Origin of the sequence: Corynebacterium sp. HMSC04H06 (assembly GCF_001815935.1) — a bacterium.
In the GTDB taxonomy this organism is placed as follows: domain Bacteria; phylum Actinomycetota; class Actinomycetes; order Mycobacteriales; family Mycobacteriaceae; genus Corynebacterium.
Genome location: NZ_KV823418.1, coordinates 76,753 through 92,921, shown reverse-complemented (window position 1 = coordinate 92,921; position 16,169 = coordinate 76,753). Strand labels below are relative to the sequence as shown.

Below are 16,169 nucleotides of genomic sequence, written 5' to 3'. Positions count from 1 at the left end.
CCACCCCCAAGCCAGCCCCGCCGGTTTTCCTCCAGTTCTTCCCGGTGGGGCTTTCCCCTGTGCACCAGATCCCCGATCTCATGTAGCTGTACTGGAGAGTGTCTGATTTTTTGTGTGTGGGGTTAGTTTATAGGTATTTGTCGAAGCGGTCAGGGTAGGCCACGGCCATTTGGTTAATGGCTTGTTTCCAGCCGGAAACTCGGGCTTATTCCATGAGTCTGCCGGCTGTCGCTGAGACTCGTTTGCCCTGCTTCGCCCTCTTGGCAGCTCGTTTGTCTTCAATATTGCAGATCATCAACCACAGCGTCTTGAGCGCTGATTCATCGTTGGTGAACTGCACTCTGTTGCGGGTAGCTTTACGCAGTTCATTGTTGAATGATTCAATCGAATTCATCGTATAGATGGTCAAGTCCGGGGAAGTGGTGTATCTCTTTCCCAGGTGAAGCCTCGTGCCGGTGTGCATGAAGGCGCCCCAGAAAAGCGAGACTGTTTAGCTGTGCCGGCATAGATGGTTCTGTCCGCGCCGGAGTTACTCGATTACGTAGTCTTTCAGTTCGCTACCGCCGATCGGCACTAAAGGTAGGGTTCCTTTAGCCAAGCAGAAAATACCAGCGGTCTACTAATCATTTCGGAGGAGATGGCCTCAACACCCGCATCGGTGAGCGTGCAATTACCCGGTAGGGTAGGAGATGTTAATCACCACGCGGGTATGCCCTAGATGACGCCTTCATTCGCAAGGGCTAGACCTCGTGCGACGGCTGTGAGCGGCAATGATAAACATCGCGCAGCGTCTTGGGGAAGAATGGATGAGTATGTTGGGGAAAGAGATTCTAGGCGTCGACGTGGACGCCCAGGGGCGTTGCGCGCACTGGCATACGCCGGTGGACGTGGTGGCCAACAAGTGTGCGACGTGCGGGCAGTTCTACGCGTGCTCTATCTGCCACGCGGAACTCGCCGATCACCCCTTCGGCGCGATGGATAAGCACACGGACGCGGTTTTGTGCGGCGTTTGTGGGGAGACGATGAATTACAGGCGTTACCGGCTAGCCACCGCCTGCCCGGCGTGCGGGCACCCGTTTAATCCCGGGTGTCACGCGCACGAGGAGATCTACTTCCAGCTGGGTCTGGTCGACTAGAAGGACGACAGAGAGCCGAACTGCTGCTGCACCTGGGCTAGCGCGGTGCGGGCCAGGGCGGCGAGATCCGGGATGCGGAAGGTCTGGCCGGCGAACGGCACGTCGACGGTCGGCTGGCCGGGGACGACCGCCAGCTCAATCACGTTCTGGGCGCGGTGGGTGTTCTGCGGAGCGCGGTTCTGGTGGGTGTTTTGTGGAGCGGGCTGCTGCTGGTTGCCGGACTGCCCCAGGTTGCAGCGGTTGACCGCGTCGTCCATGCGGGCGATGGCGGAGCGGATCTCCCCGCCGCGCGGGTGGAAGGTGGCCACGGACAGCGCCTGGCTGCGCTTGGACTGGTAGTCGCCGGGGTTGGTCCAGTAGCTGCGGGCCTTTTCGCAAGAGATCTGGCCGGCGGGCACCTTGGCCAGCAGGTCGTCGACGGGATCGGCGGAAGCCACGGCGGGGGTGGCAAGAGTAGCGGTCAACACGAGAGCAGCGAGGCGTTTCTTCATGGGATACATCTTGGCACGAGTTCGCGGTTCGGGAAAGTGTACGCAGGAAACTTTCTAGACGCCCAGGAAGCGCCGCACCAGGCTACGGTAGGCCTGCACCGTGAGATCGAGGTCCTCCAAGTGGAGCGCCTCGTCGTGGCTGTGGAGCTGCGAATTGGCCTCGGCCATGTCCCGGGCCCGCGCGTGGAGGGCAAAGCCGTAGCCATTGCCGCCGGCGCGCCGGGCGATGCGCAGATCCGAACCGCCCGTCGCCAGCACCGGGGTGACGTCCAGGTCGGGGAAGAACTCGTGGGCGGTGGACTCGATGGCCTGCCAGAGCGCGGTGTCGGTGCCCGACTGCGTGGCGTCTTCGGTAATTAGGTGCTCGATGGTGACCTCATCGGCCAGATCGCCCAGCGCCTGGCGCAGGAACTCGTCCAGGTCCTCCTGGGTCTGGCCGGGGAAGGGGCGGATGTCCATTTCTAGGTAGGCGTGGGAGGGCAGCACGTTGATAGCGCCGCCGGCCCGCAGGACGGTCTGGGACAAGGTGGTGTGCGAAAAGGCGTGCGCGTAGGCGTCCAGGTTGCCGAAGGCGCGGTAATCTTCCGCGGTGCCCTGGCCGCCGATGAGCGTTTGCTCCGTGACGGGATCGAAGCGGAAAGCCTTGACGAATCCGGTCCAGGTCTCGCTGGTGGCCACGGGGGCATCGGCGGCGGCGATACGGTGGGCGACCTCGCCGATCTTCACGATGGCGAAGTCCTTGCCGAAGGGCGTCGAGCCGTGCCCGGCGTCGCCGTGCACGTGGAGGCGGCGCTGGCCCGCGCCTTTTTCGCCCACGTTGAAGGCCAGCGAGTTCGGCAGGTGGCTGCCGCCGGTCTCCGACAGGCAGTTGTCCCAGCTCATCGCGTCCGGGTGGTGGGCATACAGCCAGCGCGAGCCCCAGCCGCCGCGGGCTTCCTCGTCCGCCAGGGCGGCGAAGGTGAGATCGCCTGCTGGCTTCCCACTGCGGGCCACCTCGCGGGTCACGGCCGCCATGGTGGCAGTAATGAAGAGCATGTCGACGGCGCCGCGACCGTAGAGCACGCCGTCCTCGATGACGGCATCGAAAGGCGGCTTGGTCCACTTGTCTTGGTCGACGGGCACGACGTCCGTGTGGCCCATCAGAGTCAGCGGTTCGCCGTCGCCGCCCGGGACCGTAAACAACACCGAGACCCGCCCGGGGTGGGGCTCAAAGCGCTGGACCTGCACGTCCGTGTCGGCAAAGAAGCGCTCCAGCGTGTCGGCGTTGCGGACCTCGTGGCCCGAATCATCGGTGAGATCGTTGACGCAAGCGTTGCGGATAAGCTCTTGGAGTAGCTCCAGGGTGTCGTCGTACAGGCTGGTGTTATCGCTCATGCACCCCAGCCTAGTGCCGCGGTCCACCCGCGAAAGAAATAAACTTAAAGTTGCAAAATTAAACGCCGTTCAACTTTGTTCGCTACGCTACCCGTATGAGTATTGTTGACATCGCCCGTGAGAAGGCCTTAGAGCAGGGCATCGGCCTGAACGAAGAAGAGCTCCTACAGGTCCTTTCCGTCCCCGACGAGCAGCTGGAAGAAATCGCCGACATCGCGCATAAAACTCGCCTGCGTTGGTGCGGCCCGGACGTTTCAGTGGAAGGCATCATCTCCATCAAGACGGGCGGCTGTCCGGAAGACTGCCACTTCTGCTCCCAGTCGGGCCTGTTTGCCTCCCCGGTGCGCGCCGCCCGCCTGGATATCGCCGAGCTGGTGGAGGCCGCGAAGAACACCGCCAAGACCGGCGCCACCGAGTTTTGCATCGTCGCCGCGGTCAAGGGCCCGGACGATAACCTCCTGGACCAGGTGGGGGAGGCCATCGCCGCCATCAACGCGGAGGTCGACATTGAGATTTCCTGCTCCCTGGGCACCCTGACCCGCGAGCAGGCGCAGCGCCTGAAGGACATGGGCGCGCAACGCTACAACCACAACCTGGAGACCGCGCGCAGCTTCTTCCCGCAGGTGGTCACCACCCACACCTGGGAAGAGCGCCGGCAGACCCTCGATTTCGTCCGCGAGGTCGGCATGGAGGTCTGCTGCGGCGGCATCATCGGCATGGGCGAGTCCCTCGAGCAGCGCGCCGAGTTCGCCGCCCAGCTGGCGGAGATCGAGCCCTGCGAGGTGCCCATGAACTTCCTTGACCCGCGGCCGGGCACCCCGTTCGCGGATCGTCCGCTGGTTCCCCTGGGCGAGGGCCTGCGCGCCGTCGCCGCCTTCCGGCTAGCGATGCCCGCTGTCACCCTCCGGTTCGCTGGCGGCCGCGAGCTGTCCCTGGGTGACGACGGCACGGAGAAGGGCCTGCTCGGCGGAATCAACGCCATCATCGCGGGCAACTACCTGACGACCTTGGGCCGCCAGATCGAAAAGGACGTGGACATGCTCGGGCGCATCGACCTGCCCATCAAGGCGCTGTAGATGTCGGGGAAATCTGCGGGCACTGATCACTGCGCGCTCGCCGCGTCCGTCCTCGCCGGCGATCCGCCCGTCTATCACCCGAATACCGGACAGCCCCTCGAAGAGGTCTCCACCCTGCACCCGGCGGCCGCGGCCGGCCTGGACGTGCCGCGCTACTGCCGCCTGTGCGGGCGGCGCATGGTGGTCCAGGTCCGCCCCGACGGCTGGCGCGCCCGGTGCTCGCGCCACGGGGAGCTGGACTCGAGCTGGCTTTTCGTCGAGACCATCCGGGAGCCGGACTAGAGCTGCCGGACGATGGTGCGCACGATGGCGCGCACCCGCCGGTCCACCGGCAGGTCGTGGTGGAGCACCACCGCGCGAGAATCAAAGTCCTGGACGTAGATGTTGCGCACCGTGCCGTCCTTGACCTTGCTGGGGGACAAAAAGCAGGTCTCGGGCGGGACCACCACGGCATCGTGGCGCGTGGCGATGCACGTGTAGGTCACCCCCTCGTCCAGGTCGCCGCCGGCGTTAACGGCGCTCAAGATCTCGCTGCCGACGATCTGCTGCTGGCCGGCGTCGCCGAAGAACGACTGGATGATGGATTTCATGATGGAGTCGTTGCGTTTGCTGGCCATCAGCGGGCTGATGATGCCGCCTTCGGTGGTGCCGTGGTTGGGCGCGCCGATCGAGATGAGGTGGCGGACCTTGCTGGCCCCGCCGAGCACGCGCATCCAGTAGCGGGCCAGCAGACCGCCCTGCGAATGCCCCGCGATGATGACCTTCTCCGCGCCCGTCATGGTCAGCACCGCGTCGATATAGGCGCCGACCTGCACGGCGGACTCGGGCAGCAGGCCCGTCGCCCGCGTGCCGTAGTCCGGGGCGAAGACGGCCCAGCCGTCCTCGCGGAGCTCGCCGCCCAGAATCTGCCAGATGCCCTTGGAGTCGGCCGTGCCGTGCAACAAGATGATGGGCCAGGGGCGGTCCGGGCTGGGACGGGCGGTCCAGTCGTCTTCGAAGATGCCGCGGGGCTTGAGCCGCGCGCCCAGTGGGAGCGAGTCCACCGTGGAGCTGGAGCCGGCCGAGTCGACCTCCTCGTTGGACACGGCCATCCGAGTGCGCGAATCCTCGCTCAGCGAGCCGAAATAGCCCTCCTTGGTGGGGTCTTTGCGCAGCATCTCGGCGATCTCCTCGGCGACCTCCTCGCGCAGCGCGTTGGGCGGGGCGGTGTTTTTGACGCCGAAGCGGGGGTTGGCCGGGGCATCGTTCGACCAAAAGCGGCGCAGCTGCTTTTCGATTGTGGAGCGCAGTTCCTGTAGTGCATCAGCGGCCACGTACAACCATCTCCTTATGCAATCCGGGGCCTTCCAGCCTAGCGAACTAGCAGGTGAGGCGAATTAGGAAAAACTTTTTTAAAAAAATGTCATCCGAAGGGTTGACGCTCTTTCCAAAGTACCTTAAAGTAAGCCTTGCCTAATCACGGGCGGTTGTTTTGCAGAAGTTGCGCTCCACTCCTTCTGTTTAGCACCGATTAGATTAGTCATGGGGAGAAGGCCCCGCCAGCGTGCAGCCGGCGGGGCCTTCGTTTACGCGGTAGTGTGGCGGCATGCGGAATCAGGTAGAGACAGTGCAGGTGCAGACGGTGGACGAGGCGGTCACGCGCCTCATCGAACTCTACGAGCAGTCCTGTCGGCGCTCCCACGACTTCGAGGACTACGACCAGGTCCGTTACCCCAAAATCACCGTCGCCGTGCGCGAGTGGCACCCCATCGATCGCTCGCAACCCTTCGGCTACGTCAACGAGGCCGGCAACTATTCCGCGGTGATCTCCAAGCCTTACCTGTTGCGCGACTACCTGACCACCCAGCTGCAGCGCCTGGTGGACAACTACCCGTGCGATATCTACGTCGGTTACTCGGACGTGCGCATCCCGCCCGAGTACATCCGCGGCGCCCCGCCGGCCTCGCAGGACCGCGGGACCACCGTCCCGCGCCCCACGCTCGACGACGTCAACGACGCCATCATCGACGGCGACTGGGACGCCTTCCACGGCGCGGAGAAGCCGCTGTTCCACTTCGGGCCGCAGCGCTTCGACATCGCCTGCGAGCGGATCGAGCACTACACCGGTATCGAGGTCGACACGGTGCAGAAGTACATCCTGTTCACCAACTACGCCATGCACACCACCGAGTTCGTACAGTTCGGGCTACGCGAGCTCGCCAGCGAGGACTCGCGCTACACCGCGCTGGTCCTGCCCACGGGCGAGACCATCCATCCCAACGACGCGGTGGACTTGGACGTCGACGAGCTGACGCTGACCTCGCGCTACCAGATGCCCCGCTTCGACCTTATTACCGCCGCCGGCGACGGCATCACGATGATCAACATCGGGGTCGGCCCGTCTAATGCGAAGACCATCACGGACTGCCTGGCCGTACTGCGTCCCGAGGCCTGGATCATGATCGGCCACTGCGCAGGTCTGGACGGGCGCATGCGCATTGGCGATCTCATCCTGGGCAACGCCTACCAGCGCGACGACGGCCTCCTGGACGAGCCGGTCACCCCGGCGAACCCGATCCCCGCGATCCCGGAAATCCAGCGCATGCTGGAGGCGAGCGTGGACGAGATCTACGGCGCGGACAACCCCATCATGCGCACCGGCACGGTTTTGTCCACCAACGACCGAAACTGGGAGTGGCGCACCACCCGGCAGCTGTGGGAGTGGCTGCGGGCATCGGCAGCCGTGGCCGTGGACATGGAGTCCTGCACGCTGGCCGCCAACGGTTACCGCTACCGCGTGCCCTACGGCACCCTGCTGGCAGTCAGCGACCTGCCGCTGCACGCGGTGCCCAAGCTGCCGGCCCAGGCGCAGGCCTTCTACTCGAACTCCAAGCAGGCCCACGTCATGTGCGCGGTGCGCGCGGTCGAGCAGCTGGCGGAAAACCCGTCCCGCCTTCACACGCGCAAGCTCCGGCGGGCGTTGGGGGAAGTGCCTTTCCGTTAACACTTATCCGGCGATAGACTAGACGGAAAGTTTCCCCATACGAGAGTCTGCAACCGTGATAGGAGAACCACGTGACTAATCCCCATAACCCCGACTGGGCGGTACCGGAGAGGGAGAACCTCACCTGGGAGACGTTTGGCGAGGCCAGCCGCAACCTATCGCAGCAGATCATCGACTCGGGCTGGATGCCGGATCTCATCATCGGCGTAGCCCGCGGCGGCCTGATCCCGGCCGGGGCCATCGGCTACGCCATTGGGGTCAAGGCCATGGGGTCCATCAACGTGGAGTTCTACACCGATATCGGCAAGACCCTGCCCGAGCCGGAACTGCTCCCGCCGTACCTGGACGCCTCCGACATGGACGGCAAGAAGGTCCTGGTGGTCGACGACGTTGCGGATTCCGGCAAGACCCTCGACCTGGTCTGCCGTATCCTCGAGCACGAGGATCTGGATCCGGAAAAGCCGAAGCTGAACGTGGACGTGCGCTCGGCGGTCATCTACACCAAGCCGGTGACCATCTTCCACCCGGACTACGTGTGGCGCAATACCGATAAGTGGATCAACTTCTGCTGGTCGGTCCTGCCGGTCATCACCGCGGACGGTTCGTTCAAGGAAGGGTCCTAACACTCCGGTGAATGACGCAGGTTCCCTGGGCGTAGCGGATAGCTTCCGCTACGCCTTTTCCTCTGCCCGCCGGCTGCGCATCGAGGTGCTCGGCGGCCTCGCGGTTTCCCTCGCCCTCATCCCGGAGGTGCTGAGCTTTTCCATCCTGGCGGGCCTGGACCCGCGGGTGGGCCTTTTCGCCTCCGTGGTGATGGCAATTTCTATCGCCTTTACTGGCGGACGTCCCGCGATGGTCTCGGCGGCGGCCGGCGCGGTGGCGCTGGTTATCGCCCCGCTTACGGCCAGCCACGGGCTCGACTACGTGGTCGCGACCATCTTGCTGGCCGGGGTGCTGCAGCTGGTGCTGGCGGCGGTCGGCATCGCCAAGCTCATGCGGTTTATCCCGCGCAGCGTCATGACCGGGTTCGTCAACTCCCTGGGCATCATGATGTTCACCGCGCAGCTGCCGCACCTGCGGGACGTGCCCTGGCTGGTCTACCCGCTGGTGGGGCTAGGCCTGGTGCTCATGCTCGCCGCCCCGCGCCTGCTGCCGGCCATCCCGGCGCCGCTGATTACCATCGTGGTGCTCACCGCCCTGGTCATGATCTCCGGCTGGGAGGTCCCCGACGTGGCCGACCAGGGAGAACTGCCGGATTCGCTGCCGGGCCTGTTCATCCCGGACGTGCCGCTGAGTTGGGAGACCCTGCAGGTTATCGGCCCTTACGCCCTGGGCGTTGCCCTGGTGGGCCTGATGGAGTCGCTGCTGACGGCCAAGCTGGTCGATGGCATCACGGATACCCACTCGGACAAGACCCGCGAATCCTACGGCCAGGGGATAGGCAATATCCTCTCCGCGCTCATCGGCGGCATGGGCGTGTGCGCGATGATCGGGCAGACGATGATCAACGTCCGCGGCGCCCGCGCGCGGACGCGGCTGTCCACGCTCATGGCCGGGGTCTTCCTGCTCATCCTCATCCTGGTGTTGGGCCAGACCGTCGGGCGCATCCCCATGGCGGGCCTAGTGGCGGTGATGATCATCGTGGCGGCGACCACCGTCGACTGGCATTCCCTGCGGCCGCGCACGCTGCGGGCGATGCCCTGGTCCGAGACCCTCGTCATGGGCATCACCATGGCCGGGACCCTGATTACCTCCAACCTAGCGGTCGGCGTGGTGCTGGGCGTGCTGGCGGCGACGGTCAGCTTCGCCCAGCGGGTCTCGCACGTGGTGACCGTCGAGCAGACCGGGCCGGGCGCGTACGCGGTGTCCGGCCAGCTCTTCTTCGCTTCCTCGAATGACTTGGTCTATTCCTTCGATTACTCGCCGGGCACGGACAAGGTCTCCATCGATTTTTCGGCCGCGACCCTGTGGGATACCTCCACCATCGCGGCCGTCGATGCCGTGCGCAGCAAGTACGCCTCCCGCGGAATCGAGGTAGAATTTAAGGGACTGGATGGCGAAAGTCAGCGCCGGATAGAGAAATTCAACGAAACATAACGCGGGTTACGTAAACATAACCTTAAATTGGTAAGGATTTCCTGCCTGGAAATGGTTTTTTAAACGCGTATACTTATCGGTAGTTAATTGCCGATCCGACAGAAAGGTCCAGGTCATGGACGAGAAACTGCAAACCGCAATGAACAACCAGGTTAATTCCGAGCACCAGGCGGCGCTCATCTACACCCAGCTGGCCTATGAGATGGACAACCTGTCGTTCCCGGGCATGCGCGACTGGTTCCTGGGTCACGCCGACGAGGAGCGCACCCACGCTCAGAAGTTCGCCGACCACCTGCTGGCCCGCGGCTACCGCGTCGAGCTGACCGATATCGCTATCCCGTCCCTGAAGGCTGCCACCCCGCTGGACGCCTTCGAGGCCGCCTTCAAGCACGAGCAGAAGGTCTCCGCCGAGATCCGTGAGATCGCCCGCATCGCGGACGAGGTCAAGGATCTGGATTCCCGTAGCCTGGTCAACTGGTTCCTGGAGGAGCAGATCGAGGAAGAAGACACGGTCTCCGAGATCATCGACCAGGTCAAGCTGGTTGGCAACGACGGCTCCGGCCTGCTGCGCATCGACGCAAACCTGGGCTCTGCCGAATAAAGCACTAGACCAAATAACGGTCTGGTTAAAATAATCAATTTTGTCCCACTGGAGGCTTCTCCGGTGGGACAATCGTATTTTATGACCGCAAAGCAGAAAACTACCGCCGCCATCGCCCTCGGGCTGATGGTTTTCGCTTTGGTCGGGGGACTGGCACTGACGGCGGTAGACATCGCGTGGGGGATCTTCTTCTCCTCGGCCGCGCTCATGCTGAGCCCGTTCGCCGGCATGGCCATGCTCGCCGGCGTGCGCTTCCTGCACGCCAGCGGGCTCGTCAAGGCCTTCTTCGGCGTCGGCGGCGTCCTGCTCCTGGCAGCCATCGCCCTGTTCTTCGTGAACCCCTCGGGCACGGGCCTGCCGATGCTCATCGGCGGCGCGACCTGCGGCATCGCCGGCCTGTGCCTGCTCAAGCCCCGGGTGATAACGCATGGCTAAAACCAAGCTGCTCTTCGATCTGTACGGCGTGCTCATGCGGCTGCCCTCGGCCGCGGACCGCCTCCTCCTCGAGGAGACGCTCGGCGTGCAGGATAGCGCCCGTTTCTGGGACACCTACGAGGAGCTGCGCCCACCCTACGACGCCGGGCTAGTCTCCGACGAGCGCTGGTGGACCACGCTCGCCCGCCGCAGCGGCCTAGGCGACATCGACACCAGCCAGGCCGTGGCCGCGGACATCGCGGGCTGCCTCGAGGCGGACACGGAGATGGTCGGCTTCGTGCAGTCGCTTATCGATGCCGGCCACCCCGTCGGCACCCTTTCCAATATCCCGACCGGGCTCGCCGCCGTCGTGCGGCGCGAGCACCCCTGGCTAGAGGATTTCGCCGCCGTCACCTTGTCCTGTGATATCGGGGTGGCCAAGCCGGAGGAGCAGGCCTACCTCGTCGCCGTCGACGCCCTTGGCGGCACTCTCAAGGACACCCTCTTCTTCGACGACCGCGACGACTTCGTGTGCGGGGCCCGTGAGGCGGGGTTGCGGGCCGAGCGCTTCGACGGCATCGATAGCGTGCGGAAGGTGCTTTCTACACCCTGACCTTGCGCAGCTCGAGCGGCACGCGCAGCAGCGGGTCCAGGGCGACGGCGCGCGCGACCGCGCGGACGATCTCGCGGTGGGTGGGGATCATGCGCAGCTGGACCTCGGCATCGGGGGCCTCTTCCCGTACGGCGCTGGCGAAGTGGCGCGGGGCCTGCGGATCATCCACGAAGGCGGAACCGGCCACCACCACGGTGTTCGGGTGGTGCTCGCGCACCAGCCGGGCGGCGACCACGCCGAGATCGTGCGCGCGCTCATCGAGGATGGAGCGCGGGGCATCGGCAATGCTGTCGACCGTAACGCCCTGCTCCGCCGCCTTCTTGAGCACCGCCGCCGTCGAGAGGGATTCCTGTGCGGGGCGGCCCTGCGGATCGGTCAGCGGGGTCAGCTGCTGGATCCCGTCGTCGTTGGACAGGGCCGCGCCGATGGAGTCGTCCGCGAAGAGCACCAGGACCTTGTCCTCGGAGGCTATGTCCGCGGCCTGGGTCTCGGAGCCCAGGATCGCGGGGATGGCTGCGGTGACCACGACCGGCACGCTGAACTGGAAGCGCAGGCGCTCGGCGATGTCGACGCCGTTCCACCCCAGGTTCGGGGCGTAGACCAGGCCTTCCTCGTCGACCTGGCCGGAGGTGGTCACGCCGACGGAGACCAGCGCCTGGTCCAGGCCTGCGGTCAAGCGGTTGATTCCGGCCATGATGTGCTCGATGAAATCCGCCTCGCTCAGCGACGCCACCGGGGTCGTGATGTCATCCTCCCGAATGGTGCGGCCCTTGGTGTCGTAGAGGCCGATATAGGTCGAGGAGGTGCCGATGGCGATGCCAGCCAGCAGCCAGTTGTTCTCCGCTAACTCCAGCGGCACCGTCGGGCGCCCGCGGCCCTTCGTACGGGTCAGGTCGGTGCGCTCTTGGATGAGCCCGGCCTGCAACAGCGCCGTGGTCGCGCGCGTGATGGTGGGCTGGGACAGGCCGGTCGCTTCCACTAGCTCGCTCCGAGTGACGATCGGATTGAGGCGCACCAGGTGGAGGCACTTGGCGGCGGGCGTGCGTGGGCGAGTGAAGGCCGGTCCTGGCTTGATCATGCAACTTAGTATAAAGAGAACAGACTGCATTGTCTAATTCTATACGTTGACCGGTGGTCGAAATTAGACTGCATGGTCTAGCAAATGTGGTGCTTTAGTGCGGAAATGTCAGATTTTTCGACATCAGCCCCTCCGCCCGGCCATGACCTGCTCTACCGTTCGCAACCAATTGCAGGAGCGCGGGGATATCGGGCCCTCTGGGCTCGTGGTCTGCCAGGTGCCGTCGTTGAACAACCAGATGACGTCCGAGGTGTGCGGGTCGATGACGTAGGTCGCGCGACCGTCGGTCTTGATGTTGTGGTGGTGCTGGCACAGGTTGACGAGGTTGTACGCGGCCGTCGGGCCGCCGTCTTCGAAGTCGACGCAGTGGTCCTTCTGGCAGCGTTCCGCCTTGACCGTGCAGCCGGGGTAGCGGCACGTGCCGTCGCGGCCATTGACGAAGGCCTTGATGTCGTTCGGCGTCGCGTAGTTGCGGCTGCGCTTTTCCGCGATGTCCGACATGTAGCGGACGGTGGTTGCTGCGTCCGCCAGCTTCTGCCCGCTGTCGTGGCTAATCCAGCCGAATCCGGCGACGAAGATGGGGGCATTGGGGACGTCGCTGGCCTGGTAGAGGTTGAGGACCACCTGCGGGGAGGAGTATTCCCCGAGGATGAGGCCGGCGAGCGCGGCGGCCGGGCTGATGCCGCGTTCTTTGGCAGTGCGGGAAATGGCGTCGTCTAGTTGGGCGGTTGTCGCGGGGTCGTAGTCGGCGTAGATGCCGGCGCGGGATCCTGACTGGGACTCGCAGGAATAGTTGCCGCCGTCTGGGCCGGAGGTATCGGCCGATTCTTTCGGCGTGTCTTCGGGCTGTTCTGTGGCCACCAGGCTGTTGAGCTTGCGGCGCAGGTTGGCGTAGGAGGGCAGGCGCTGGCCTGGGCGGGTAGGGCTGAGGTATTTGTTTAATTCAGTATCTATGCGTTCTAGAACGTCCTGGGTGGGCTCGCCCAGGTTATTTAAGACCTGGTCGATCAGGGTGAGGTAATTGAAACCGATGTGCTGGAGTCTTTCCACGGTTTCTTTGAGCTGGGGCAGGGTCTCGAGGCGTTCGAGGGCTAAGCAGCGGTTGAGGCAGGCGGTATAAGAAAGGCCGCTGCGCGCGGCGAGGTTGCCGACGGTGGTCTCGCAATCCTCGTTAATGGGCGGGCGGAGGCGTTGCCACAGGTGGTAGTCAACGCGGCGGATCTGGGTGGCGTCGTGGGCGATTGGGCAGTTCGGCGTATTGACGGTGTAATAAGGGTCCATGACATTCTCCCCGAATGATTATGTCGTAACTATGTTCTAACCCAACTCCCATAATACCTTCTCAAACCCGCACCGCAACCTCCACAACAAACTGTTTCGAAACTATGTTGGAATTTTCGAAGGGGAATGGCCCGAGATCTGATGCTTAAGTGTTATCTTCCTGCTGGCGGCTGGAAAAGACCAGGTACGGGCGGCTTTGGCGGGGTAGGAAGCATTCAGCGTTCTCACTGCGCCGCGCCAGGTGGCGGTGAAGTAGGGAAAGTGGCTAGACTTCCCAATCATGAGTTCCGAGCATAACGCCGAGCGCCAGCCTTCCCTTCTGGACGCTTCGTGCGATAATTTCGCAGCTGATTTGGCAGCCCTGACCCCTACCGATGCGACGGCGTGGGGCGTTGCGGGCTACGAGGGTGAGTTGCAGGACTTCTCGCCCGAATACTACGAAGCCGTGGCGGACCGTACTCGCGAGATGATTGCGGATCTCGACGCCCTGGATGACTCGACGGACGAGTCGGACGACGAGGACGACTTCGACGACGTCGACTACGTGACCGCAGCCGTGCTGCGCGACCGGCTCTGCCTGGAGCTGGACATGCACCACCGCATGGAGGACCTGCGGCTGCTCAACAATATCGCCTCGCCGGTCCAGACCATCCGGGACACCCTCCTGCTCATGCCGCAGGAGACCGAGGAGGACTTGGATGCCATCCGCTCCCGCCTGTCCAAGGTGGGCAGCGCGCTGGCGGGCTATCGGGACTCGCTGACGGAGGCGGCATCGCACGGCTTGGTGGCGGCCAACCGCCAGATCAATGAGGTCATCGGCCAGTGCAATACGCTGACGGATAGCGACTCGATGCTCGACGAGCTCGGCCTGGCCGAGGACTCCGTCGAGGTGGAGCACGCCAAGCAGGCTTTCGAAGAATTCTCTGCCTGGCTGTCGACGGACCTGCAGCCGCAGGCGCCGACCTCGGACGCGTTCGGCCGCGAGCGCTACGAGCTGTTCTCCCACCTGTTCGTGGGCGACGTCGTGGACGTGGACGAGGCCTATCGCTGGGGCCTGGAGCAGCTGCACGAGATCAACGCCGAGCAGGAAAAGATCGCCCACAGCCTCTACGGCAACGAATGCACCGTGCGCACGGCGATGCGCAAGCTCAACCAGGAAGAGCGCTACCTCCTGCGCGGCAAGGACGCGCTGGTGGAGTGGATGCACTCCACGGCCGACCGGGCCATCGAGGAGCTGGACGGCAAGTACTTCGACGTGCCGGAGCAGGTGCGCGAGATTGAGTGCTGCATCGATCCGGCGGGCACCGGCGGCATCTTCTACACCCAGCCGGCGGATGACTTCTCCCGTCCCGGCCGGATGTGGTGGTCGGTGCCGGCCGGCCAGGACGTTTTCCACACCTGGCAGGAGCTGACCACGGTCCACCACGAGGGCGTGCCGGGCCACCACCTGCAGATCGGTCAGGCCCTGGTCGAGCCGGATCTGAACCTGTGGCGTCGCAGCGTGTGCTGGAACTCCGGCCACGGCGAGGGCTGGGCCCTCTACGCCGAGGAGCTCATGGCGGAGCTCGGTTACATGGATGATCCCGGCTACCGGATGGGCCTTTTGGATGCTAAGCGCCTGCGGGCCGCCCGCGTGGTCGCGGACATCGGCCTGCACCTTGGCAAGAAGATGCCGGATGGCTCCGGCGTCTGGGACAAGTCCCACGTGCACACCTTTATGCGGGAAAACACCGCGATGGACTCGGCGAACCTCTCCTTCGAGGTCAACCGCTACCTAGGCTGGGCCGGCCAGGCGCCGTCGTACGCGCTGGGTGCGCGCCTGTGGCGCCAGACCCGCGACGAGGCAGTCGCGCAGGGCATGAGTGAGCGCGAGTTCCACGCGGAGGCGCTGGCGTTGGGCTCGGTGCCGATGTCTATCCTGCGCGAGACCATCCTCGACTAGAGGCTACTGCTTTTTCCGCGTGAAGAGGCGGATGAGCTGGGGCAGGTAGCCGGCAATCACCAGCACGATGATGAGCCGGATGAGCTGGATGGCCACCACGGCTGGCCCGGCCCCGCCCTCGGAGGACAGCGCCAGGACGGTCTCGAGCGCGCCGGGGCTGGTTGCCAAATAGGCCTCGAAATAGGTGATGTCTAGCGTCCAGGTCAGCGGCCAGGCGGTGGCCGCACACAGGGCGATGACCACGACGATATAGGTCACGGTGGCGGGCAGCTGCGCCGCGAACCGCTGCAGGGCGGGCCACGACAGTCCGCCGCCGCAGACCCAGCCGATGGACATGAACGCCAAGATTCGGAAGGGCTCGATGGGCTGGAGGGTGAGCTCACCGGGCAGGAACAACGAGGCCAACACCGTCAGCAGGAGCGGTCCCATCACGCTTGGGGCGGGCAGGCGGAGGGCCTTGCCGAGGGGCTCGCCGGCGAAGGCGATGGCCAACACGAGCAGGATCATCCACCAGTGCTGGTCTGGCTGCGGGGTGTCGACCGGATGGGAGTCGGCCGGGGTGGAAAGGAAGCCGACGACGACCGGCAGGGTCATGGACACGGTCAGCAGGCGCAGGTACTGGGTCAGCGCCACGTAGCGGTAGTCCGCGCCGAGGTCGTCGGCGAGCACCGGTATCATGGACGCCCCGCCGGGCAGCATGGACAGGATGCCAGTGTCCCGGCTGACGGCCTTCGGCTGGGCGCGGTGGAGGAGGAGCCCGCCGCCGACGCCGACTAGCACCGTCACCAGGGAGACCACGACGCCCGCGGGCAGGAAGCCGACGATGCGCGACAGTGGCACCGTGGTCAGGGGGATCGCGGCCAGGATGCCGATGAACCCGCGGCTGAGCGCGTAGACGTGGCGGTTGACGGGCAGCTCTTTGCGGGTCACCAGCGCCATGCCGGCGGAGACCACGATGGCGGCCACGATCCAGGCCGCCGGCACGTTCCAGCGGTCAAAAAGCCAGCCAAGGCCCACGGAGGCGGGCGCGACAATCATCCAGCGCACTGCCAACGGCATTCGGGGACCTCCTTGTGAATTCGA

Annotated in this window: 16 protein-coding genes and 1 pseudogene; 10 read left to right on the top strand and 7 right to left on the bottom strand. The window is 64.7% G+C overall.

Annotated features, from left to right (window positions below):
- Positions 1–127: 127 nt before the first annotated feature.
- A pseudogene (locus HMPREF3067_RS10955) lies at positions 128–403 on the bottom strand (transposase); the annotation flags it as partial.
- A 409-nt stretch (positions 404–812) separates the two neighbouring features.
- Here HMPREF3067_RS10955 and HMPREF3067_RS04770 point away from each other — a divergent pair.
- Positions 813–1,136 carry a CHY zinc finger protein gene (locus tag HMPREF3067_RS04770; protein ID WP_070768591.1) on the top strand — a complete coding sequence of 108 codons (324 nt, stop codon included), beginning with the start codon at positions 813–815 and terminating at the stop codon, positions 1,134–1,136.
- On the opposite strand, the gene HMPREF3067_RS04765 is transcribed toward HMPREF3067_RS04770, so the two are convergent.
- Together HMPREF3067_RS04765 and HMPREF3067_RS04760 are read right to left on the bottom strand one after the other, a co-directional pair.
- On the bottom strand, positions 1,133–1,627 hold the full coding sequence (locus HMPREF3067_RS04765; protein WP_070768581.1) for a hypothetical protein: 495 nt from the start codon (positions 1,625–1,627) through the stop codon (positions 1,133–1,135). The genes HMPREF3067_RS04770 and HMPREF3067_RS04765 overlap by 4 nt on opposite strands.
- Positions 1,628–1,681: 54 nt before the next feature.
- Positions 1,682–3,001 (bottom strand): M20/M25/M40 family metallo-hydrolase, encoded by a 1,320-nt coding sequence (locus HMPREF3067_RS04760; protein WP_070768580.1) that lies wholly within the window; start codon positions 2,999–3,001, stop codon positions 1,682–1,684.
- A gap of 95 nt (positions 3,002–3,096) precedes the next feature.
- Here HMPREF3067_RS04760 and bioB point away from each other — a divergent pair, with 95 nt between their 5' ends.
- Positions 3,097–4,077, top strand: coding sequence for a biotin synthase BioB (gene bioB / locus HMPREF3067_RS04755; RefSeq protein ID WP_070768579.1), 981 nt, complete (start codon positions 3,097–3,099; stop codon positions 4,075–4,077).
- The gene (locus HMPREF3067_RS04750) at positions 4,078–4,359 is read left to right on the top strand and encodes a biotin synthase auxiliary protein BsaP (protein WP_070768578.1); all 282 of its coding nucleotides are present in this window, start codon (positions 4,078–4,080) and stop codon (positions 4,357–4,359) included.
- On the opposite strand, the gene HMPREF3067_RS04745 is transcribed toward HMPREF3067_RS04750, so the two are convergent.
- Positions 4,356–5,390 (bottom strand): esterase/lipase family protein, encoded by a 1,035-nt coding sequence (locus tag HMPREF3067_RS04745; protein WP_070768590.1) that lies wholly within the window; start codon positions 5,388–5,390, stop codon positions 4,356–4,358. The two genes, HMPREF3067_RS04750 and HMPREF3067_RS04745, sit on opposite strands and share 4 nt — an antisense overlap.
- A gap of 272 nt (positions 5,391–5,662) precedes the next feature.
- On the opposite strand from HMPREF3067_RS04745, the gene amn reads away from it, so the two are divergent.
- The 6 genes from amn (at position 5,663) to HMPREF3067_RS04715 (ending at position 10,785) form a co-directional block, all read left to right on the top strand.
- On the top strand, positions 5,663–7,060 hold the full coding sequence (gene amn, locus HMPREF3067_RS04740; protein ID WP_070768577.1) for an AMP nucleosidase: 1,398 nt from the start codon (positions 5,663–5,665) through the stop codon (positions 7,058–7,060).
- A gap of 71 nt (positions 7,061–7,131) precedes the next feature.
- Positions 7,132–7,683, top strand: a complete 552-nt coding sequence (locus HMPREF3067_RS04735) for a phosphoribosyltransferase (protein WP_070768576.1) — start codon at positions 7,132–7,134, stop codon at positions 7,681–7,683.
- A 7-nt stretch (positions 7,684–7,690) separates the two neighbouring features.
- Positions 7,691–9,157, top strand: coding sequence for a SulP family inorganic anion transporter (locus HMPREF3067_RS04730; protein WP_083319136.1), 1,467 nt, complete (start codon positions 7,691–7,693; stop codon positions 9,155–9,157).
- 115 nt (positions 9,158–9,272) lie between these two features.
- On the top strand, positions 9,273–9,758 hold the full coding sequence (locus HMPREF3067_RS04725) for a ferritin (RefSeq protein ID WP_070768575.1): 486 nt from the start codon (positions 9,273–9,275) through the stop codon (positions 9,756–9,758).
- A gap of 81 nt (positions 9,759–9,839) precedes the next feature.
- Entirely contained in the window at positions 9,840–10,193 is a 354-nt protein-coding gene (locus tag HMPREF3067_RS04720) for a hypothetical protein (RefSeq protein WP_070768574.1), read from the top strand.
- The gene (locus HMPREF3067_RS04715) at positions 10,186–10,785 is read left to right on the top strand and encodes an HAD family hydrolase (protein ID WP_070768573.1); all 600 of its coding nucleotides are present in this window, start codon (positions 10,186–10,188) and stop codon (positions 10,783–10,785) included. Before HMPREF3067_RS04720 ends, HMPREF3067_RS04715 begins: the two co-directional genes overlap by 8 nt.
- Here HMPREF3067_RS04715 and HMPREF3067_RS04710 read toward each other — a convergent pair.
- Positions 10,775–11,863 (bottom strand): ROK family transcriptional regulator, encoded by a 1,089-nt coding sequence (locus HMPREF3067_RS04710; protein WP_070768572.1) that lies wholly within the window; start codon positions 11,861–11,863, stop codon positions 10,775–10,777. The two genes, HMPREF3067_RS04715 and HMPREF3067_RS04710, sit on opposite strands and share 11 nt — an antisense overlap.
- A 123-nt stretch (positions 11,864–11,986) precedes the next feature.
- Positions 11,987–13,144 carry an HNH endonuclease signature motif containing protein gene (locus HMPREF3067_RS04705; RefSeq protein WP_070768571.1) on the bottom strand — a complete coding sequence of 386 codons (1,158 nt, stop codon included), beginning with the start codon at positions 13,142–13,144 and terminating at the stop codon, positions 11,987–11,989.
- Between the two features lie 280 nt (positions 13,145–13,424).
- On the opposite strand from HMPREF3067_RS04705, the gene HMPREF3067_RS04700 reads away from it, so the two are divergent.
- Positions 13,425–15,086 carry a DUF885 domain-containing protein gene (locus HMPREF3067_RS04700; protein ID WP_070768570.1) on the top strand — a complete coding sequence of 554 codons (1,662 nt, stop codon included), beginning with the start codon at positions 13,425–13,427 and terminating at the stop codon, positions 15,084–15,086.
- A 3-nt stretch (positions 15,087–15,089) separates the two neighbouring features.
- Here HMPREF3067_RS04700 and HMPREF3067_RS04695 read toward each other — a convergent pair whose 3' ends face one another.
- Positions 15,090–16,145, bottom strand: coding sequence for an AbrB family transcriptional regulator (locus tag HMPREF3067_RS04695; protein ID WP_070768569.1), 1,056 nt, complete (start codon positions 16,143–16,145; stop codon positions 15,090–15,092).
- Between the last annotated feature and the right edge of the window lie 24 nt (positions 16,146–16,169).